This window comes from Kocuria sp. WN036, from assembly GCF_002287015.1.
In the GTDB taxonomy this organism is placed as follows: domain Bacteria; phylum Actinomycetota; class Actinomycetes; order Actinomycetales; family Micrococcaceae; genus Kocuria; species Kocuria rosea.
The window spans coordinates 1-20,235 of record NZ_NSKF01000032.1 but is presented as its reverse complement, the minus strand read 5'-3'; the positions used below and the strand labels follow the sequence as shown (position 1 = coordinate 20,235).

The 20,235-nt window shown below is 74.0% G+C and carries 19 protein-coding genes and 3 tRNA genes; 5 read left to right on the top strand and 17 right to left on the bottom strand.

Annotated features, from left to right (window positions below):
- Positions 1-8 precede the first annotated feature (8 nt).
- Together CK505_RS15785 and CK505_RS15780 are read right to left on the bottom strand one after the other, a co-directional pair.
- The gene (locus tag CK505_RS15785) at positions 9-929 is read right to left on the bottom strand and encodes an NADP-dependent oxidoreductase (RefSeq protein ID WP_176475385.1); all 921 of its coding nucleotides are present in this window, start codon (positions 927-929) and stop codon (positions 9-11) included.
- Positions 930-974: 45 nt separating this feature from the next.
- Positions 975-1,850 (bottom strand): potassium channel family protein, encoded by an 876-nt coding sequence (locus CK505_RS15780; protein ID WP_095651673.1) that lies wholly within the window; start codon positions 1,848-1,850, stop codon positions 975-977.
- Positions 1,851-2,027: 177 nt separating this feature from the next.
- Here CK505_RS15780 and CK505_RS15775 point away from each other — a divergent pair, with 177 nt between their 5' ends.
- A complete protein-coding gene (locus CK505_RS15775; RefSeq protein ID WP_095651672.1) occupies positions 2,028-3,275 on the top strand; it encodes a sodium:proton antiporter in 1,248 nt (415 codons plus the stop codon).
- A gap of 117 nt (positions 3,276-3,392) precedes the next feature.
- Positions 3,393-3,710, top strand: a complete 318-nt coding sequence (locus tag CK505_RS15770; protein ID WP_232035283.1) for a DUF421 domain-containing protein — start codon at positions 3,393-3,395, stop codon at positions 3,708-3,710.
- 68 nt (positions 3,711-3,778) lie between these two features.
- Here CK505_RS15770 and CK505_RS15765 read toward each other — a convergent pair whose 3' ends face one another.
- The 4 genes from CK505_RS15765 to CK505_RS15750 form a co-directional block, all read right to left on the bottom strand.
- A complete protein-coding gene (locus CK505_RS15765; protein ID WP_035928915.1) occupies positions 3,779-4,054 on the bottom strand; it encodes a hypothetical protein in 276 nt (91 codons plus the stop codon).
- Positions 4,055-4,212: 158 nt separating this feature from the next.
- A complete protein-coding gene (locus tag CK505_RS15760; protein WP_095651671.1) occupies positions 4,213-4,914 on the bottom strand; it encodes a triacylglycerol lipase in 702 nt (233 codons plus the stop codon).
- Positions 4,911-5,690 (bottom strand): alpha/beta fold hydrolase, encoded by a 780-nt coding sequence (locus CK505_RS15755; RefSeq protein WP_095651670.1) that lies wholly within the window; start codon positions 5,688-5,690, stop codon positions 4,911-4,913. Before CK505_RS15755 ends, CK505_RS15760 begins: the two co-directional genes overlap by 4 nt.
- On the bottom strand, positions 5,687-6,841 hold the full coding sequence (locus CK505_RS15750; protein ID WP_255250979.1) for a glutamate--cysteine ligase: 1,155 nt from the start codon (positions 6,839-6,841) through the stop codon (positions 5,687-5,689). The genes CK505_RS15755 and CK505_RS15750 overlap by 4 nt, the downstream gene beginning before the upstream one ends.
- A gap of 298 nt (positions 6,842-7,139) precedes the next feature.
- Here CK505_RS15750 and CK505_RS15745 point away from each other — a divergent pair, with 298 nt between their 5' ends.
- The 3 genes from CK505_RS15745 (at position 7,140) to CK505_RS15735 (ending at position 10,342) form a co-directional block, all read left to right on the top strand.
- Positions 7,140-8,189 (top strand): TerC family protein, encoded by a 1,050-nt coding sequence (locus tag CK505_RS15745; RefSeq protein ID WP_095651684.1) that lies wholly within the window; start codon positions 7,140-7,142, stop codon positions 8,187-8,189.
- A gap of 318 nt (positions 8,190-8,507) precedes the next feature.
- The gene (locus CK505_RS15740) at positions 8,508-9,764 is read left to right on the top strand and encodes a heparan-alpha-glucosaminide N-acetyltransferase domain-containing protein (RefSeq protein WP_095651668.1); all 1,257 of its coding nucleotides are present in this window, start codon (positions 8,508-8,510) and stop codon (positions 9,762-9,764) included.
- A 146-nt stretch (positions 9,765-9,910) separates the two neighbouring features.
- Positions 9,911-10,342 carry an OsmC family peroxiredoxin gene (locus CK505_RS15735; protein ID WP_095651667.1) on the top strand — a complete coding sequence of 144 codons (432 nt, stop codon included), beginning with the start codon at positions 9,911-9,913 and terminating at the stop codon, positions 10,340-10,342.
- A 166-nt stretch (positions 10,343-10,508) separates the two neighbouring features.
- Here the strand turns inward: CK505_RS15735 and CK505_RS15730 are convergent, their stop codons facing one another.
- The 11 genes from CK505_RS15730 to CK505_RS15680 all read right to left on the bottom strand — a co-directional run bounded on the left by CK505_RS15730 (position 10,509) and on the right by CK505_RS15680 (position 20,178).
- Entirely contained in the window at positions 10,509-11,477 is a 969-nt protein-coding gene (locus tag CK505_RS15730) for an NAD(P)/FAD-dependent oxidoreductase (protein ID WP_095651666.1), read from the bottom strand.
- 226 nt (positions 11,478-11,703) lie between these two features.
- A tRNA-Glu gene (locus CK505_RS15725) sits at positions 11,704-11,779 on the bottom strand.
- A gap of 151 nt (positions 11,780-11,930) precedes the next feature.
- Positions 11,931-12,006: transfer RNA gene (locus CK505_RS15720), tRNA-Glu, on the bottom strand.
- A 22-nt stretch (positions 12,007-12,028) separates the two neighbouring features.
- Positions 12,029-12,100: transfer RNA gene (locus CK505_RS15715), tRNA-Gln, on the bottom strand.
- 88 nt (positions 12,101-12,188) lie between these two features.
- Positions 12,189-12,767, bottom strand: a complete 579-nt coding sequence (locus CK505_RS15710; RefSeq protein WP_095651665.1) for a cupin domain-containing protein — start codon at positions 12,765-12,767, stop codon at positions 12,189-12,191.
- Positions 12,768-12,894: 127 nt separating this feature from the next.
- Positions 12,895-14,409, bottom strand: coding sequence for a glutamate--tRNA ligase (gene gltX, locus CK505_RS15705; protein ID WP_095651664.1), 1,515 nt, complete (start codon positions 14,407-14,409; stop codon positions 12,895-12,897).
- A gap of 109 nt (positions 14,410-14,518) precedes the next feature.
- Entirely contained in the window at positions 14,519-15,292 is a 774-nt protein-coding gene (locus tag CK505_RS15700; RefSeq protein WP_017833212.1) for a fumarylacetoacetate hydrolase family protein, read from the bottom strand.
- 70 nt (positions 15,293-15,362) lie between these two features.
- Positions 15,363-16,472, bottom strand: a complete 1,110-nt coding sequence (locus tag CK505_RS15695) for a branched-chain amino acid aminotransferase (protein WP_095651663.1) — start codon at positions 16,470-16,472, stop codon at positions 15,363-15,365.
- A 98-nt stretch (positions 16,473-16,570) separates the two neighbouring features.
- The gene (locus tag CK505_RS15690) at positions 16,571-17,647 is read right to left on the bottom strand and encodes a 3-isopropylmalate dehydrogenase (protein WP_017833214.1); all 1,077 of its coding nucleotides are present in this window, start codon (positions 17,645-17,647) and stop codon (positions 16,571-16,573) included.
- 79 nt (positions 17,648-17,726) lie between these two features.
- A complete protein-coding gene (gene metG, locus CK505_RS15685; RefSeq protein ID WP_095651662.1) occupies positions 17,727-19,289 on the bottom strand; it encodes a methionine--tRNA ligase in 1,563 nt (520 codons plus the stop codon).
- A 73-nt stretch (positions 19,290-19,362) separates the two neighbouring features.
- Positions 19,363-20,178, bottom strand: a complete 816-nt coding sequence (locus tag CK505_RS15680; RefSeq protein ID WP_095651661.1) for a CPBP family intramembrane glutamic endopeptidase — start codon at positions 20,176-20,178, stop codon at positions 19,363-19,365.
- Between the last annotated feature and the right edge of the window lie 57 nt (positions 20,179-20,235).

Here is a 20,235-nt window from a genome sequence, read left to right as displayed (position 1 = left end):
CCGGGGGCTCACGCCATCCGGACGGCGATCTTGCCGCGGACGTGCCCCTCCTGGCTGAGCCGGTAGGCTTCCACGCCCTCGGCCAGGGGCACGCTGCGGGCGAGCTCGATCCGCAGCGCGCCCCGGTCCACCAGACGGCCCAGCTCGGTGAGGTCCTCGGCGGAGGGACGCACCCACATCCACGTCCCGCCGTGGGCCTCGACCGCGTCGTCGGCCACGGAGGCGTGCCGCCCCCCGTCCTTCAGGACGGCGAGCGTCTGCTCCACGACCCCGCCCACGAGGTCGACCACGACGTCCACGCCGTCCGGAGCCAGCTCCCGGACCCGCTCGGGCAGCCCGTCCCCGTAGGCCACGGGCTCCGCGCCGAGACCGCGCAGGTACTCGTGGTTGGCCTCCGACGCCGTGCCGATCACGCGGGCGCCCCGGGCCGCGGCGAGCTGGACGGCGTAGCCGCCCACGCCCCCGGAGGCGTTGTGCACGAGCACGGTGTCTCCCGCGGCCACCTCCAGGCGGCCGAGGACCTGGTAGGCCGTGAGCCCGGCCAGCGGCAGCGCGGCCGCCCGGTCCCAGTCCACGGAGGCCGGCTTCGGCGCGAGGAGGCGTGCGGGCAGGGCGACGTACTCGGCCATCGTCCCGCCGTGCACCCAGTCCGTGCGGGCGTAGGAGATCACCTCGTCGCCCGGGGCCCACTCCGGGACGTCGATGCCGACGGCCTCCACGACCCCGGACACGTCCCAGCCGGGCACCACCGGGAACTGGACCTCCATCAGCGGATCGAGGCCGCCGGCCATGATCTTCCAGTCCACGGGGTTGATCGCGGCGCTGCGCACCTTCAGGAGCACCCAGCCCGGGGGGACCTTGGGCTCGGGGAGGTCGGTGAGCTCGAGGACTTCGGGGCCGCCGTAGCGGGCGTACGTCAATGCCTTCATGCTCCGCGCAACCGGCGGTCCCGGGAATCTGTTCCCGGCCGCGGGTCAGCGGCCCGGCTCCCGCAGGTGATCCGCGGCGTAGGCGGCGAACACCTCCCCGGGGGCCTCCCCCGTGCTGACGAAGTCCTCCCGCAGCTTTCGCGCGAGCTGCTCCAGGGCCAGGTCCAGGCGGCGGGCGCTCGTGCGCACCGGCGGCGCCGAGGACGCGGCGGCACGGTCGCGCAGCTCGAGGGCGTAGGCCAGCTGCCGGGCCAGGGAGAGGTCCGGGTCCTCCTCCTGGAAGTAGTACGTCTCGCCGTGCTGGGTGAAGTCGATCCGGGCCCGGGACACCTCCGCGGTCAGCCCGTCCAGCACCCGGGCCGCCGTCACGGGGTCCTCCTCCGCGATCCCGTCCGCGTACTCCACCTCGGCGAGGGACGTCAGCTCGAGCGCCAGGGCCCGGCGGCGGGACAGCGGCGGATAGATCTGGGTGAACCACGTCAGGGCCGCCGTGAGCAGGGCGAACCCGGTCAGCGCCTCCAGCGGGGTGGCCAGCCGGATCCAGGGGTCGGTGGCCACGACGTCCCCGAACCCCAGCGTCGCCAGGGTGACGAACGAGAGGTAGAGGGCCTCGAGGAGATCGGGGTAGGCGGCCGGGTCCACCCCGGGCGAGTACGTGAAGCCCTCGGGGACGTGCGGCAAGTAGATCAGGGCCCAGCCGACTCCCTGCAGGAGCACCCACAGGAGCACCACCGTGACCATCGAGCCCGGGCCCACGGCCGAGCCGAAGCGGTGCCCGGTGCGCCGGGAGATCCACCAGACGCCCGACTGCACCCGGCCGCCGACGGCGCCCGAGCCGCTGGGGTGCAGCAGGCTGTGGTAGATGTCCCACAGGCCGACCACGACGATCGCGGTCCCCAGCAGCGTCAGCAGCACGTCCACGTCGTCGCTCCGTCCCAGTCGATGACCGTCCTTCCCGGGGACCCTACCCGGTGGCGCCCGGGCCCGTCCCGGAGGTTCGGCCTCCGTGCTTGCCCCGGGGACCATCAGCAGGGTTACGGTGGAAGCATCCGCTGCCCCGGACGGCGACGCGGCCCCCACAGGGACGGAAGGACGACGATGGACATCAACCTGGTGCTGGCGCTCTTCGCCGGAGCCGTCCTGCTGATCTCGGCGTTCTCGACGCTGCTGCAGCGGATCAGTCTCCCCGGCCCGGTGCTCGCCCTCGCGTTCGGCGCGCTGATCGGCCCCTACGCGCTGGACCTCGTGCGGATCGAGGACTTCGGCCTGCCCCCGGGAACGCTGCTGGAGCAGGCGGCGCGGATCACCCTGGCGGTGGGCCTGGCCGGGGTCGCCCTGCGCCTGCCGCACGGCTACTGGCGCAGCGACGCCCGCTGGATCGCCGTGGTCATCGGGCTGGGCATGGCCCTGATGCTCGTCGTGGCCACCGGCGTGCTGTGGGCGGCGCTGGGCGTGCCGTTCCTGCTGGCGCTGCTGCTGGGCGCGATCATCACCCCGACCGACCCCGTGGTCACCACCCCGATCGTCACGGGTTCCCTGGCCGTGGAGCGGATTCCCGAGCGGGTCCGGCACAACCTCTCGGCCGAGAGCGGGCTCAACGACGGACTGGCCTACCTCTTCGTCCTCCTCCCGGTGCTGCTGCTGACCGAGCCGGACCGGGCGTGGCACGAGCTGCTGACCACCGTCCTGCTGTGGGAGGTGCTCGGCGCGGCGGTGTTCGGGGCGCTGGCGGGCTTCCTGCTGGGCAGGCTGTTCGTCGTCGTCCGCCGGCACGGGCTCATGGAGGAGAGCTCCTACCTGGCCTTCGTGGTGCCGCTGGCACTCGTGCTGCTCGGGACCGGCAAGCTGCTGGGCACCGACGCCCTGCTGGCCGTCTTCGTGGGCGTCGCGGTCTTCGGGCAGGTGATCCCCCAGCGGGACGAGGCGCAGGAGGACAAGGTCCAGGACGCCGTGGCCCGGCTGTTCCTGCTGCCGGTGTTCATCCTGCTCGGCCTGGCGCTGCCGGTCGGTGAGTGGACGGAACTGGGCTGGGGTGCTCCCCTGGTCCTCGGCGCGGCGCTGCTGCTGCGCCGCTTCGTTGCCCTGTGGGCGCTCCGGCCGCTGCTGCGGGGCGTGCACGACCGCGCCGAGACGCTCGTCCTGAGCTGGTTCGGACCCATCGGCGTCTCCGCCCTGTTCTACGCGACGCTGGCCGAACGGCACACCGGCAACCACGAGATCTTCGTCCACACCACCCTGGCCGTCACCCTGTCCGTGCTCGTCCACGGGCTGTCCACCGCACCGCTGAGCGCGTGGCTCCAGCACCGGGAGCCGGAGCGCAAACAGGAGGAGGAGACCCCCGCATGAGCCCGCAGCACCCCTGTCCCAGGCCCCTCATCACGGACCGGGAGGCCCGCCGTGTGGTTTGACTCCCGGGCATAGGGCGCCACCGCCCTGACCCTGCTCGCGGCTCTCCAGCTGCTCGTGGCCCTCGTCTCGGCGCGCCGTCCGGGGGCCCGGCGCTTCTTCACCTCGGACCCCGTCCTGCTGCTGGCCGACGGCCGGATCCGGGGCGAGGCGCTGCGCCGCAACCGGCTCACGGAGTCGGAGATCCGTCAGGCGGTGCGCATGCAGGGCACCGGGGACCTCTCCCGGGTCGAGGCGGTCGTGCTCGAGACCAACGGCAAGCTCAGCGTCATCACATCGAGCTCCTACGGCGACGGGTCCGCGCTCGCGGACGTCCGCGGGACCGAGGCCCTGGGCGACGACGACCGCCGGGGACCGGCCGGCCCGGAGGCGTGAACCGCACGGCGCGGTGGCGCTGCGCCGGGCCCGGTGCTCGCACGTTCCCGCCCGCGGCCCCGGGGCGGTCAGGGGCCGGAGCGGCCCTCCTGCTCGAGCAGCCGCAGCCGCTCCCGGTACTCGTCCTCGGTGAGCTCTCCGGCGGCGTGGCGCTCCAGCAGGCCGTCCCGGGCCCGGCGCAGGCCGAGCCGGGTGCGCGACCTGCGGCCCCAGCGGGTGTTCTGCCCGTAGCGTCCCACGAGCCACCGGACGCCCCGGGCCACGGTCCACACCGCGGCGGCGGCCAGCAGGGCCCAGGACATCACCTCCCAGCCCTGGAAGGGGGTCAGTCCCAGTTCGCCCACGGTCCCACCGTCCCTCCGGCGTCGTCCGTCGTTCCTGTCTCCGGCGGCGCGCCGTCCGGGGCGCGCTCGGTGGCCGAAGAGTAGCAGTCGCCTCCGACGCCGGGGCGGTCCGGTCGGGAGGGGCCGGCGGCCGCCGGGCCCACGGGGCGCCGGAGGGGTCAGCGGGTGAGCGTGCCGATGCCCTCGAGGATCGCCGCGTGCACGCGCGGGTCGCTGAGCGGCAGGAAGTGACCGCGCGTGCCGAGCCGGACGTTGCGCGCCCCTTCCAGGTGGCTGCCGCCCGGGATGTGGGGGTCGAACAGGCCGTAGACGGAGACGATGCGCCGGTTGACCTCCCGGCGGGTGGTCAGCGCGGTGAGCTCCGGGGAGTGCGGCAGGAACACCCGGATCGTCGGGAGGGGCAGGAGCCGGGCGAGCTCGGAGCCGGCGAAGGGGGTGTTGACGGCCACGAGCCCCTGGATCACGGTGCCCTCGTTGTGGTGGGCCAGGAGGTGCTTGCCGATCAGCCCGCCCTTGCTGTGCGCCACCAGCACGCAGCGCTCGATCCCCTCCCGGCGGATGTGCTCGTCGACCAGCGCCGCCATGTCCTCGATGGTCCCGGTGTTGAACCTCAGGTCCTCCACCACGTGGACGTCGTGGCCGTGCTCGCGCAGCAGCCCGGCCACCGGGAGCATGAACGTCCACGACTCGTAGATCCCGGGGATCAGCACGACCGGGGTCCGCCCCGGCTCTCCCGGGCCCCGGTAGTGGGCGGGCTCCCACCGGCCGAGGACGCCCGCGGCCTGCCACCGGAGCGCGTAGACGTAGTCGCGGGCCCAGGCCGCGAGATTCGCGGCCGCCGCGCCCGGCCGCGGGATCACACCGGGCTCCCGGGACGGCAGGCGGCGAGGAAGGGCGCGCACGCGGCGGCGAGCTCCCGGGGGTCGGTGTGCTGGACGTTGTGCGGGGCCCCGGGGATCTCCAGGAAGCGGGCGTCGGGGGCCGCCCGGGCCAGCCGGCGGGACCAGTCCCGCCGGGCGATGGGGTCCCGGGACCCGCGCACCACCAGCCCGGGGGGCGTGCAGCCCCGGATGTCCTCCTCGATCCGGTCGCGAAGCATGTGCCGGGTCGTGCGCAGATAGCGGAGCGGGCCCATCCGGAGGTAGTCGCGGACGACCACGGCGTTGGTGCGCAGGGGCTCGCGCGCGGTGTCCCGCAGCAGCCGCCGTCCCTGGCCGAGCAGACTGCGCGCGGTGGGGTCGACGGTCGGTCCCACCAGTACGTAGCCGGCGCACAGCCCGGGGTGGTCCCTGACCGCGTCCACGACGACCTGGCAGCCCATGGAGTGCCCCACGACCACGGGAGCCCGCAGCCCCAGCGCCTCGACGGCCCCTGCGACCACGCGGCCGAGCTCGGGCACCGACAGGGGCCGGGCGGGGCGCGGTGAGGACCCGCAGCCCGGCAGGTCGACGGCGTAGACGTCGTGGGTGGCCGCGAGCGCGTCCGCGAGCCGCAGGAAGTACCGGCCCGACATGCCGATGCCGTGCACGAGGACCACCGGGGGCCGCGCGCGGTCGAAGGTCCCCCGCACGTCGACCGCGTGGGTGCCGGCGACGACGCGCCGCCGCTCGAGCCCCGGGTGCCCCCGCGCCCTCACCGGTGGGTCGCCTCGAGCGCCAGGCGCACGACGTCGAGCGGGTCCCGCCGCGCGGCGTGGGCCGCCAGCTGCCGCCGGGCGCCGGAGCCGTCCCGCAGGACGCCGGCCACCACGGATTCCACCTGCGCGGCCTCGCCCCACTCGGCGAGCACGGGGCGCACGACGGCCAGCAGCTCCGCCACGACGTCCGCGGCCGGGGCGGGCGCGCCGGAGGCCGGGCTGATCAACGGCCCCTCGACGCCGTCCCTGCTGGCCTGCCAGGACCAGGTCCGCAGCTGCGCCGCGCTCACCGGCGGCGCAGGGAGGCCCGCCCGCCACTGGCGGGCGGCCGTCTCCACCAGCGCCCGGCCGAGGGCGGCCAGCACCCCGGCGTGCTCCGCGTCCAGGCACATGTCGGTGATCCGGATCTCCACGGTGGGGTAGCGGGCCGAGAGCCGGGCGTCGAAGTAGATCATGCCGAGGTCGAGGGGCACCCCGGAGCGCAGCAGGGCCTCGCGCTGCCGGTCGTGCTCCTCGACCGAGCCGAATACCTCCGTGGGACCGGAGGTGGGCCAGCGGACCCAGGCCTGGTAGCGGTAGCTGCTGAAGCCGCTCTCCCGGCCGTACCAGAACGGGGAGTTGCCGCTCAGGGCGAGCAGGACGGGCAGCCACACCCGGATGCGGTCCAGCACGGCCACGCCCTCCTCGCGGCTGCCGACGCCCACGTGGACGTGGAGGCCGCAGGTCAGCTGCTCGGCGGCCACCAGCCCGAAGCGCTCCTGGAGCCACCGGAAGCGCGGTGCGGGCACGAGGTGCGGGGCGCCCGCCGTGACCGGTGAGGCGAGGGCGACGGCGCGGGCACCCACCGCGCGGGCGGCGGCGTCGGCCAGGCGGCGCCCCTGACGGATCGCGGCGATCTGCTCCGCGAGGCCGGTCAGCGGAGGACTCGCGACCTCGATCTGCTCCTGCTGCAGCTCGGTGGTGACCTGGTGCGCCGGTGCCGTCGCCGGGGAGGAGCGGACGCCGGCGGCGTGCGCGTCCACGGCGTCCGGGCCGGCGGGGGCGGGCTCCAGCGTCACGGCGTCCACGAGGAGCAGCTCCTCCTCGACGCCGAAGGTGCGGGTGGGGCCGGTGGTCGCTGCGGGGGACGGGTGCGGGAAAACGGTGATCACCACCATCCGGGAGGGGCTGGAGCGGTGCGGACGGGCGGGGCGGGAGGCCCCGCCGTCGTCGCCGGGCGGATCCCCCGGCTCACTGCGGAGCGTAGCACCGGGGACCCGCGCAGCGGCGCTGCGGGGGCTCGCGACGCCTCTTGACGCGGAGGGCGGTGCGGGGTTCGCTGGAGGGGCCAGGAGGGGAGTATCCCCCCGCGCAGCGTCGTCACGACGGTCCCACCGCAGGATCCGGCGCGCGGGCCCGGAACGGGCCGGGAGAGACCTCCGGTCGGGAACCGGAGGGTGGCTGGTGGCGATGGACGTCCCGTTCTGGGGGTGGGCCGCGGTGATCGGCGGCATCGTGGTCCTGCTGGCCGTGGACCTACTCGCCCACCGGCGCCCGCACGCGATCGGGCTGCGCGAGGCCGCGGTGTGGACGGCGGTGTGGGTGGCCTGCGGGACGGGCTTCGGGGTGGTGGTCTGGGCCGTCTTCGGGTCGCAGGCCGGCCAGCAGTACTTCGCCGGGTACCTGATCGAGAAGTCGCTCTCCGTGGACAACGTGTTCGTCTGGGCGGTCCTGCTCACGTACTTCGCCGTCCCCCGCGCCTACCAGCACCAGGTGCTGTTCCTGGGCGTCTTCGGGGCGCTGGTGCTGCGCGGCGCCTTCATCGCCGCGGGCGCGGCGCTGATCCACGCCTTCGAGGGAGTGCTCTACCTCTTCGCCGCGTTCCTGCTCTGCACCGGGTGGCGGATGCTCCGGCAGCGGGAGGCGCGTCTTGACCCGGACCGGTCGGCGGTGCTGCGGGTCTTCCGCCGCTGCGTGCCGATGACCGAGGTGTTCTACGGGCAGCGGCTCGTGGTGCGCATCGGCGGGGCGCTGCGGGCCACGCCGCTGCTGGCGGTGCTGGTGCTGATCGAGGCCACCGACGTGGTCTTCGCCGTCGACTCGATCCCGGCCGTCTTCGCGGTCACCGACGAGGTCTACATCGTCTTCACCGCCAACGCCTTCGCCGTGCTGGGGCTGCGGGCCATGTACTTCCTGCTCGCGGACCTGATGCACCGTTTCGTGCACCTGCGCGCCGGGCTGGCCCTGGTCCTGGTGTGGGTGGGGGTGAAGATGGCGCTCAAGGTCGACGTGGTCGACATCCCCACGGGAGTCTCCCTCGCGGTGATCACGGCCGTCCTGGTCGTGTCGGTCGGCACGAGCCTGCGCGCCACCCGTGGGCAGGGGCGGCGGGCGCCGCAGTGCCCGGAGGCCCCGCCGTTCCGGACCGCGACCCCTGCCGAGCTCGCGGCGCTCCAGCCCCTGCGGCCCTCCCGGGCCGCCTCCGCCGACCGGGGCGAGGACGGCCGGAGCGGCCCCTGAGGGGCGCGGACCGCGCCCCGTGGGAGGGTCGCCGCCCCGTGAAGGAGCCGACCCCGTGCACCGCAAGCTCTCCGTCCTCGTCGAGGTGGACCCCGACGGCTGGTTCGTCCGGGTCAGCGTGACCGGTCCCCTGACCCGCGCGAACCAGCAGGCCCTCCACGCCGCGGCCGGGGCCGGCGCTGCGCGAGGCCTCCTGAGCCTTCCGGCGCAACGTTGCCGCGACCGACGGCCCGGATGCGAAGATTGGCGGCAGTGCACACGACATCCTGAGCGCGACCCACCGTGGGGCCGGGGATGAGGAACAGGACGGCGGGACCCATGAACGACCACCCCACGAGAGATCGGGCCGCGGAGGCCACCGGCGGGCTCGACCCCCGCCGGTCGGCCGGGCGTCTGGTCGCCGTGGACGCCGCCCGGGGACTGGCTCTCGTCGGGCTGACGGCGGTCCACTTCCTGCCGCAGTCCTATCCCGACAACGACCGGCCGACGCTGTCCTGGCTGCTGTTCGCCGGGGACTCCGCGGCGCTGTTCGCGCTGCTCGCCGGGGTCGGCCTCGCCTTCTCCACCGGAGCGCGCAGACCCCGCAGGGGCCGGGACCTGACCGCCGCCCGCGCGGGGATCGCGGTGCGCGCGCTGCTGATCATGGTGATCGGGCTGACCGTCGGGTACCTGATGCCGGCGGACCCGCCGGCCGTCGGCATCCTGGTCCACTACGGGCTCTTCTTCCTGCTCGCGCTGCCCTTCCTGGGGCTGCGGGCACGGACCCTGCTCCTGTGCTCGGGCGCGTTCCTGCTCCTCGGGCCCCTCCTGATCCACTGGCTGGGCGACGTGGTGCCCGAGCACAGCGCCGCCAACCCGACGTTCGCCCACCTCGTCACCGAACCGGTCGCGCTCTTCTGGCAGCTGACGCTGACCGGCACGTACCCGGCCGTGACGTACATGGCGTACCTGCTCGCCGGGCTGGCCCTCGGCCGCCTCAACCTCAAGAGCCTGCGTCTGCAGAGCCGCCTCCTGGCCGCGGGACTCGGCCTCGCGGCCCTCGCCAAGCTCGTCTCCTGGGTGCTCCTCTACGGCATGGACGGCTACAACGTGCTGCTCTACAGCATCGTCTCCCTCACCCGGGCGGACCTGGACCACCTCGTCGTCTTCGGCGCCGACGGGCCCCTGCCGACGTCCTCGCTGTGGTGGCAGGCGCTCTCCGCCCCGCACACCAACACGCTCCTCTCGGTGGCCTGGAGCCTCGGGGTGAGCACGGCCGTGCTCGGCGCCTTCCTGCTCGCCGGCCGCGAGTTCGGCAAGTGGATGCTGCCGCTCACGGCCATGGGGGCGATGACCCTGTCCCTGTACACGGGACAGCTGGTCCTGCTGGCCACCGAGGTCCACTACAGCAGCCCGCTGCTCTGGTTCGCCGCCTGCCTCCTCGTCTCGGCGCTCGTGGCGCTCGCCTGGCGGCACGCCTTCGGACGGGGTCCGCTGGAACGGCTCGTGTCCGCGGCCGCGCACGCGACCACCCGTGCCGTCGCCGATCGGGGGACGCCCCGCGGCCCGGAGACCCCCAGGAGGCCCCTGGGGTAGCACGTGCCTCCGCCGGCCGGACGCGCGCCGACGGCTGAAACACGGCCCCGGCCGCTCGCGGGCCGCACGGATCCGTTAGCGTGACAGCAGCGCCGCCCGGCGCCGGCAGTCGGAGCGCCCGTCTGCCGTGGACCTCAGGAGGAACCATGCCGAAACCCGTCATCAGCAAGGCCAGCACCGTCTGGACCGGCGATCTCTTCAACGGCTCGGGCACCACCAGCCTGACCGGCTCGGGCCTGGGCCCCTTCGACGTGGACTGGGACACCCGCGCGGAGAGCGGCGCCGGCGCCAAGACGAGCCCCGAGGAGCTCCTGGCCTCCGCGCACGCCACCTGCTACGCCATGGCGTTCTCCAACATGCTCGCCCAGAACGAGACCCCGCCCACCCGGGTGGACTCCTCGGCCGAGGTGACCTTCGTGGCGGGCGAGGGCATCAAGGGGGTCGAGCTGACCGTGGTGGCGCAGGTGGAGAACATCTCCGCGGAGGACTTCGCGCGCATCGCCGAGGAGGCCAAGTCCGGCTGCCCGGTCTCCCAGGCCCTGTCCGTGGACATCACCCTGAACGCCTCGCTGGCCTGATCCGGCGCCCGGCCCCGCCGGCCCGGGCACTGCCCCGGCCGGCGGGGCCCGCCGCGTGTCGGTGACGGCGGCGGACGGCGGCCCGGGCGGCGACGGCGTGGCAGGTCGCGCCCGCCCTCTCCCGCTCCTCGTGGATCCCCGCCCCCGGCCGGCCGGATCCGTGACGTCAGGCGCGGTGGCGTTCGGCGAGCGCCCGGTCGAGGTCCTCGGCCTGCAGGTCGGCGTTGACGGCCGTGGCGGTCGTGAGCCCGGCCGCCGCCGCGGCGAGGACCTGGGCGTGGAGGTCCGTGACGTTGCCCGCCACGTAGACGCCCGGCACGTCCGTGCCGCCCGTGGGCGCCGAGGGCACGTACGTGCCGACGGCATGGCCCTTCTCCTCCACCTGGGCGGTGCGCAGCCCGAGGGAGTCGATGAGGGCGGAGCGGACCGTGAAGCGCGGCACCACGACCACGGCCCGGCACGGCACGAGCTCGCCGGAGACCAGCCGCAGACCGGTGATCCGGTCCCCGGTCACCTCCACGCGCCCCACCTCGCCCGCCACGCACGCGATGCCGAGGGCCGCCAGGTGCTCGCGCTCCTCGTCGTCCGGCGCCGGGGCGGTGTGCTGCACGAAGGTGATGTCGGGGCTCCACTGCCGGAACAGCTGCGCCTGCTGCACGCCCAGGGGGCCGGTGCCCAGCACCGCCAGCGGCTCGTCCCGCCACTCCCAGCCGTGGCAGTACGGGCAGTGGACGACGTCCCGGCCCCACCGCTGCGCCACGCCCGGGACGTCCGGCAGCTCGTCGGTGAGTCCGGTGGTGATCAGCACGCGGCGCGCCCGCACCGACCGGCCGTCCTCGAGCACCAGCACGAACCGGAGGCCGTGGCCGTCGTCCTCGGCCGGGCGGGCGGAGACCACCGTGCCGTCGACGACGTCCGCTCCGTAGCCGGTGACCTCGGCACGCCCGTCCGCGAGCAGCGCGCCCGGGGCGTCGCCGTCGCGGCCGAGGTAGTTGTGCACGTGCTCCGCGGGGTCGTTGCGCGGGGCCCCGGCGTCCACCACGAGGACCGTGCGCCGGGCGCGGGCCAGGCACAGCGCCCCGGCGAGGCCCGCGGGCCCCCCGCCGACGACGACCACGTCGTAGCTCTCGTCCATCGTGCCTTCCCCCGTCCCGGAACCGGTCCCGGCAGCAGTCCTGCGCCGCTCTGCCAACGTAGCAGTGCCGGGACGGGGATGTAAGCCTGCTGATTGTAGGCGGCGCCGGAGCATTCGGCGGGCGCCCCTCCCCCGGGCGGGGCAGCGCCGGACCGGGCGGTGCCGGTGCTCGTCGTGGGGAAACGACGACGTCCCCCGGACCGTGTGGTCCGGGGGACGTCTTCCGTGGTGACCCCAGCGGGATTCGAACCCGCGTTACCGCCGTGAGAGGGCGGCGTACTAGGCCGCTATACGATGGGGCCGTACCGATCCGGTCCGCGGTTTCCCGCGACCGGCCTCGTACACTGTACCAGGTCCCGGACCCTGTTCCGGACGCCGGCCCTGCTCCGGCGGCGCAGCGCACCCCGGACACGAGAACACCCCCGGACCGTGTGGTCCGGGGGTGTTCTGCGGTGGTGACCCCAGCGGGATTCGAACCCGCGTTACCGCCGTGAGAGGGCGGCGTACTAGGCCGCTATACGATGGGGCCGTACTGATCCGATGGAGCAGCGCTGGGATACCAGGACTCGAACCTAGAATGACGGTACCAGAAACCGTAGTGTTGCCAATTACACCATATCCCACTGTCGTCCCCGGTCCGGCGGTTTCCCGCGGCGACCGGCGCAACGCAAAAGAACTATACCGGCCTTCGGGCGGGGCGGCAAATCCGGCTCAACGGCAGTAGCGGTCCTCGAGCTCCCGGTCGATGCCCCGGCGGCGGCCGATGCCCGCCAGCGCCCGGACGACCGGCCCCAGCCAGCGGTAGAGCCCCGGGAGGTTGATGTCGGTCCACTGGATGAGCAACGCCGTGCGGAGCAGGCTCCGCGGGCGGCCGTCCCGGCGGGTGCGCCCGTCCCGGGCGAGCCCGTACAGGGCCACCAGGCCCTTCTCGAAGCCCTCGTGGGCGGGCCGCACCTCGACCACGAAGCGGGCCGGGGTCCCGGCCGGGTTCTTCCAGCGGAACAGGTGCTCCGGGGGCACCTCGGCCTCGCCGCCCGCCCCGAGGTCCCGCACGACGTGGCCGATCTGGACCCGCAGCACGCCCTCGAGGACGCGTACGCGCATCCCGAACCGTCGGTGGTAGTGGGCGAGCACCTCTCCCCCGGGCTCCACCTCGACGTGCAGCAGGGCGTGCTCGCCCCCGGTCTCGGCGCCGGTGCGCAACCACGTGATGGTGTCCCGCTGCACGGGATTGCGGTGCTGCGGGCGTCCCGCGCGCATCGCCTCGATCTGGTCGTCCGTCCGGTCCATGCTGATCGCCCCCGTGTCCCAGGCTACGCCGGAGCGCCCGGGTGTGTGCAGATGACGTCCACGACGACGACGGTCCGGCCCGCCCTCCGCGGAGGGCGGGCCGGACCGTCGTCGTCGTGCAGGGCGCTCAGCCGAGCTGGGCGGCGAGGGCGCGCAGGCGGGTCAGGGAGGAGTCCTTGCCGAGGATCTCGAGGGACTCGAACAGGGGCGGCGAGATCCGCCGGCCCGAGACGGCGGTGCGGACGGGGCCGAAGGCCAGTCGCGGCTTGATCCCCAGCCCGTCCACGATGGCTTCGCGGAGCGCGGTCTCGAGGGCGGCGGCGCTCCAGTCCTCGAGCGGCTCCAGGGCGGCGAGCGCGGCCCGCAGGACGTCGCCGGCGGAGTCCTTGAGCTGCTTGCGGGCGTCGTCGGCGACCTCGATCTCGTCGTCGGCGGCGAAGAGGAAGGACAGCAGCTCGGGGGCCTCGCCGAGCAGGTTCATCCGCTCCTGGACCAGCGGGGCGGCCCGGTCGAGGATGTCCCGCTGGCGCTCGTCCAGGGTGTCCCCCAGCACGCCGCCGGCCTGCAGGTAGGGGACGAGCCGGTCGCGGAAGTCCTCGGGGGCGAGCCTGCGGACGTGGGTGCCGTTGATCGCGGTGGCCTTCTTGAGGTCGAAGCGCGCGGGGTTCGCCAGGACGTCGTGGACGTCGAAGTGCTCCACGAGCTGCTCCACGGTGAAGACGTCCTCGTCCGCGGACAGGGACCAGCCCAGCAGGGCCAGGTAGTTGAGCAGGCCCTCGGGGACGAAGCCGCTGTCCCTGAGGTGGAAGAGGCTGGACTCGGGGTCGCGCTTGGACAGCTTCTTGTTGCCCTCGCCCATGACGTAGGGCAGGTGGCCGTACTCGGGCACGTACTTCGCGAAGCCGATCTCGACCAGGACGCGGAACAGCGCGATCTGGCGCGGTGTCGAGGAGAGCAGGTCCTCGCCGCGCAGCACGTGGGTGATCTCCATGAGGGCGTCGTCCACGGGGTTGGTCAGCGTGTACAGCGGCTGGCCGTTGGCGCGCACCACCACGTAGTCCGGGATGGAGCCGGCCCGGAAGACGATCTCGCCGCGGATCATGTCGTGGACCACAATGTCCTCGTCCGGCATCCGCAGCCGCAGCACGGGCTCCCGGCCCTCCGCCCGGTACGCCGCGATCTGCTCCTCGGTGAGGTCGCGGTCGAAGTTGTCGTAGCCGAGCTTGGGGTCGCGGCCGGCCGCCCGGTGCCGGGCCTCGACCTCCTCCGGGGTGGAGTACGCCTCGTAGACCGCCCCGTGCTCCCGGAGCCGGGCGGCCACGTCGCGGTAGACGTCCAGGCGCTGCGACTGCCGGTACGGGGCGTGCGGACCCCCGGTCTCGACGCCCTCGTCCCAGTCGATCCCCAGCCACGCGAGCGCCTCGAGCAGCTGCTGGTAGCTCTCCTCCGAGTCGCGCAGGGTGTCGGTGTCCTCGACGCGGAAGACCATGGTGCCGCCGGTGTGGCGGGCGTGGGCCCAGTTGAACAGCGCGGTGCGGATCAGTCCCACGTGCGGGGTGCCCGTCGGGGACGGGCAGAAGCGCACGCGCACGGGCGAGGAGGTGGTCGAGGCGGTGGCCGGGGTGGCGGGCGTGTCGGTCATGGCTCTTTCGTGGATCGGTCGGGGTCTGGGCGGGGTCGTGCGGTGGTGCGGGGCGCCGCGGTGCCCGCACGGGTCAGCGGTGCGGACCGGCGCCGGCCGGCGGTGCGGGTCAGCGGCGCAGGACGGTCGGCAGGACGCCGATGCCCTCGACCTCCACCTCGATCCGGTCGCCCTCGTCGACGATGCCGACGCCGGCGGGCGTGCCCGTGAGGATGACGTCGCCGGGCAGGAGCGTGAACGCCTGGGAGACGTAGGAGACGAGGAACGGGACGTCGAAGACCATGTCCCGGGTGTTGCCGTCCTGCTTGGTCTCGCCGTTGACGCGGCTGCGCACGGCGAGGGCGGAGGTGTCGAGGTCCGTCTCGATCCAGGGCCCGAGCGGGCAGGCCCCGTCGAAGCCCTTGGCGCGCGCCCACTGCCCGTCGGTCCTCTGCACGTCGCGGCCGGTGAGGTCGTTGGCGGCGGTGTAGCCGAAGACCACCTCGGGCACGCGCTCCACGGGGACGTCCTTGCACATCCGTCCGATGACGACGGCGAGCTCGGCCTCGTAGGAGACCTGCTCGGTCCACGCGGGCAGGGTCACGGGGTCGCCGGGGCCGGCGACGGACGTGTTGGGCTTGAAGAACAGCATCGGCGAGGTGGGCAGCTCGTTGCCCAGCTCCGCGGCGTGGTCGGCGTAGTTGCGGCCGACGCACACGATCTTGGAGCGCGGGATCACGGGGGCGAGGAGGCGGACGTCGGCGATGTCGTGGCGCTGCTGGGTGGGGTTGATCCCGGTGTAGAAGGGGTCGCCCGCGAGGACGGTGACCGTCTCCTCGCCGGCGGCGCCCTGCACCGCGCCGAAGTGGATCTCGCTGTCGACCGTGAACCTGGCAATTCGCATGGGACCAGGCTATCCCACGGTCCGCGGGCGGCCGCGCGGCCCCGGTGGTGCCACCCGGGCCGCGCGGGGCTCAGACCAGGCGGGTCAGCCAGCCGTGCGGGTCCTCCGCGCGGCCCGTCTGGATCTCCAGGAGCTGCCGGCGGATGTCCATGGTGACCTCGCCGGGCCGGGCGCCCTCGTCGCCGATGGTCTCCTCGGTGGAGACGAGCCGGCCGATGGGGGTGATGACGGCGGCGGTCCCGCACGCGAACGCCTCGGTGATGGTCCCGGCCTTCCAGCCCTCGCGCCACTCGTCGAGGGTGAAGCGGCGCTCCTCGACGGTCATCCCGCGGTCCTTCGCGAGCTGGATGATCGAGCGGCGGGTGACGCCCTCGAGGATCGTGCCGGTGAGCTCGGGGGTCACCAGGCGGCCGTCGTCGTAGACGAAGAACACGTTCATGCCGCCCAGCTCCTCGACGGCGTCGCCGCGGTCTCGGTCCAGGAACATCACCTGCTGGCACCCGTGGGCGTCGCCCTCCATCTGGGCGATCAGGGAGGCGGCGTAGTTGCCGCCGCACTTGGCCGCTCCCGTGCCGCCGCGGCCGGCGCGGGCCCAGTCGCGGGAGAGCCAGATGTCCACGGGCTTCACCGGGCCGCCGAAGTAGTTGCCGGCCGGGGAGGCGATCACGGAGTACAGCACCTGGCGGGACGGGCGCACGCCCAGGAACGCCTCCGTGGCGATCATGAACGGGCGCAGGTACAGGGACTCCCCGTCCCCGTCGGGCACCCACTGCTCGTCCACCGACACGAGCTCGCGCAGCGAGTCCAGGAACAGCTGCTCGGGCAGCTCCGGCAGCGCCAGCCGGCGGGCCGAGCGGTTGAGCCGGGCGGCGTTGGCCTCGGCCCGGAACGTCCACACGGAGCCGTCCGCGTGCCGGTAGGCCTTGAGCCCCTCGAAGATCTCCTGGCCGTAGTGCAGCACGGCCGCGGCGGGGTCCAGCACCAGCGGACCGTACGGCTCGACCCGCGGGTCGCTCCAGCGGCCCGTGCCCTTCTCGACGTCCCCGAACCAGTCGATCTTCACCATGTGGTCCGTGAAGTTCGTGCCGAAGCCCGGCTCGGCGAGGATGGCCGCCCGGACCTCCTCCGGGACCGGGTCCTGGCTGAGGTGGTGGGCGAAGGTGGTGGGCTGTGTGGTCACTGCGTCTCCCTGCGAGGTCGACCCCGTGGCGACCGGCACGCGGGGCTCAGCTGTTGGTTCCGTGCCCCAGCCTATCCCCGGAGCGCGGCCGGATCGGCTCAGGCGAGGGCGGCGAGCACGCCGTCGCCCACCTGGGCGGTGGTGCGGGACTCGTTGCCGTGGGCCGCGAGGTCCTGCTGCACGGCGGCCTCGATCCGGGCCGCCGGCCCGGAGTGGCCGAGGTGCTCCAGCATCATGGCGGTGGCGAGGATCGCCGCCACGGGGTTCGCCTTCTGCTGCCCCGCGATGTCCGGTGCGGAGCCGTGCACGGGCTCGAACATCGAGGGCGCCGTGCGGTCCGCGTTGATGTTGCCGGCCGGGGCCAGTCCGATGCCGCCCGTCACCGCGCCGGCGAGGTCGGTGAGGATGTCCCCGAAGAGGTTGTCGGTGACGATGACGTCGAAGCGCGCCGGGTCGGTCGTGAGGAAGATCGTGGCCGCGTCCACGTGCAGGTAGTCGACGGCGACGTCGGGGAACTCGGCGCCGATCTCCTCGACGAGGCGCGCGTAGAGACGGCCCGCGTTGACGAGCACGTTGTGCTTGTGGACGAGGGTCAGCCGCTTGCGCTCCCGCCCGGCGGCGAGCTCGAAGGCGTAGCGCACGAGGCGGCGCACGCCGTAGGCGGTGTTGAGCGAGACCTCGGTGGCGATCTCGGCGTCGGTGCCGCCGCGCAGCACCCCGCCGTTGCCGGCGTACGGGCCCTCGGTGCCCTCGCGCACCACCACGAAGTCGATGTCCCCGGGGTGGGAGAGCGGGCTGGTGGTGCCCGGGAAGAGCTTGGACGGGCGGAGGTTGACGAAGTGGTCGAGGCTGAAGCGCATCTTCAGCAGCACGTCGCGCTCGATGATCCCGGACGGGACGCGCCGGTCCCCGGGGGCGGCGCCGACCGCGCCGAACAGGATGGCGTCGTGGGTCCGCAGCTCGTCCAGCGTCCGGTCCGTGAGGGTCTCCCCCGTGTCCAGCCAGTGCTGCGCGCCGAGGCCGAACTCCGTCCTCTCCACCGTGACGCCTGCCGCGGCGGTCACCGCGTCGAGGACCTTCACCGCCTCGGCCACGACCTCGGGGCCGATGCCGTCACCGGGGACGAGGGCGATCTTCAGGTGGGCGGGGGCGGCTGCGGGCGTCGGCTGGCTCATGGCCCCAGGATAGGAGCCGACCGCCCCGTCCGACCACGGTGTGGACGGACGTCTCACATGATGGACAGCCGATCGCCGCTCAGGACTGGAGCGCCGCGGGCTCCTCGTAGCGCGGGAACACCGGCGCGGGCGGGGGCAGCTCCGTGCCCGCCACGATGGGCGTGTCCAGGGCGGTGAACAGGCGGGCGTCGCCCTCGGCCTGGCCGAGCACGTCGAGCAGCCGGGCGGCGGCGTCCGGCACCACCGGCTGGACCAGGATGCCGACCGTGCGCACCACCTCGAGCGTCACCCAGAGCACGGTGGCCATCCGCCCGGCGTCGGTCTTGCGCAGTTTCCAGGGCTCCATGGCGGTGAAGTACCGGTTGGCCTCGGCGACCACCCGCCAGATCCGCTCGAGCGCCCGGTGGAACTGCTGCTCGTCGAACTCGGCGCGCACCGGAGCGCAGAGCCCGGCGGCCGCGGCGAGCATGGCCCGGTCCTCGGTGGTGAGCTCCCCCGGCGCGGGGACCCGGCCCTCGCAGTTCTTGGCGACCATCGACAGCGAGCGCTGCGCGAGGTTGCCGAGGTCGTTGGCGAGGTCGGAGTTGATGCGGTTCTTGATCCCGTCGTGCGAGTAGCTGCCGTCCTGGCCGAACGGCACCTCGCGCAGCAGGAAGAAGCGCAGCGGGTCGAGGCCGTACTCGGCCACGAGGGCGTGCGGGTCGATGACGTTGCCCACGGACTTGGACATCTTCTCGCCCTGGTTGAACAGGAAGCCGTGGGCGAAGACGCGCCGGGGCAGGGGCAGGCCGGCGGACATCAGGAACGCCGGCCAGTACACGGCGTGGAAGCGGGCGATGTCCTTGCCGATCACGTGGGCGTCGGCGGGCCAGTACCGCTGGAACGTCTCGGATGCGGTGTCCGGGAAGCCCACGCCGGTGAGGTAGTTGGTGAGGGCGTCCACCCACACGTACATCACGTGGTCCGGGTTGCCGGGCACGGGCACGCCCCAGTCGAAGGTGGTGCGGGAGATGGAGAGGTCCTCCAGGCCCGAGCGCACGAAGGACGCGATCTCGTTGCGCCGGGTCTCGGGGTGGACGAAGCCCTCCCGCTCGTAGAGCTCCAGCAGCCGGTCCTGGTAGGCGGAGAGGCGGAAGAAGTAGGACTCCTCCTCGGTCCAGGTGACCTCCGTGCCGGTGCCCGTCGAGCACCGCACGCCGTCCGCGCGGAGCTCGGTCTCGTCCTCGCCGTAGAACGCCTCGTCGCGCACGGAGTACCAGCCGGCGTACTTGCCGAGGTAGATGTCCCCGGCCTCCTCCATCCGGCGCCAGAGGGCCGCCGACGCCGCGTAGTGGTCGGCGTCCGTGGTGCGGATGAAGCGGTCGTAGGAGATGTTCAGGGCGTCGTCCATCTCGCGGAAGCGCGCCGAGTTGCGGTCCGCGAGCTCCCGGGCCGTGAGGCCCTCCTTCTCCGCGGTCTGCTGCATCTTCTGGCCGTGCTCGTCGGTGCCGGTCAGGAAGCGGACGTCGTAGCCGTCCAGCCGCTTGAACCGGGCCATGACGTCGGTCGCGATGACCTCGTAGGCGTGCCCGATGTGCGGGGTGCCGTTGGGGTACGCGATGGCCGTGGTGATGTAGTACGGGGTGCGGTGGGAGGAAGTCACGGCCTCCACTCTACCGACCGCGGGGGTCGTGCGCGCCCGGGGCGACCGGCGCTCGGGGCCCGGCCGGGTCGGCTCACCGCCGGGGGCGCCCCGCGCCCAGACGCCCGCGGGTGAGGGCCACGACGAGCAGCGCGGCCCCGGCGTAGGTGCCGAACAGGACGAGGTCCACGGTGTCCAGCAGCCCGGTGTGCACCGGCTCCGCGGCCAGCAGGACGAGGTGGTCCTGGGCCGGCGTGAAGCTCGCGTGCAGCAGCACGCACAGCAGCACGCTGCCCGTGCGGTTGTACAGCGGCGTGTAGAGGAACGCGAGGACGAACGGCACCGCGAAGCCCAGCGGCCCGTAGAGCGGGACGTGCCACACCCCCCACAGCAGACCGAGCAGCGCGGTCGCCCGGAGCGGGCCCAGCCGCTCCTGCAGCCGGGGCAGCGCGAAGCCGCGCCAGCCGGGCTCCTCCAGGCCGCCCCCGAGCACCGCCACGAAGGCGAAGGTCGCCAGGTAGGCGGGGGCCCGCTCGAGGGCCAGGGACCAGTCGACCTCCCGGCCCAGCGCCGCGAGCAGGGCGTTGACGACAGCGTACAGCAGCGCGGGCTGCCCCAGCGCCCAGGCCCACCAGCGGGCCGGGACCCGCCACCGCACGATCGCCCGGGCCCAGTCCCGCACCGGCTCCCCCGCCAGCCACGTGACGGCCCACGCCGCCACGAACGGGCCGAGGCCGCCGAGCAGGAGCAGCGGCGTGCCGCCCGCCCCGAGCAGCAGGGGCGCCCAGCACGTCCAGGACCACGCGTACGTCAGGACGAAGAAGGCCGGCAGCTGGTGCCGGGCGACCCGCCCCCGCAGGCCCGGCCCGGGCTGCTGTGCCCGTGCTCCGACGTCCGCCGTGCGGACCACCCCCCCCCGGGATCGCGGCGACCGGCTCCGCCCCCAGGGTAGGACGCCGGACGCGGC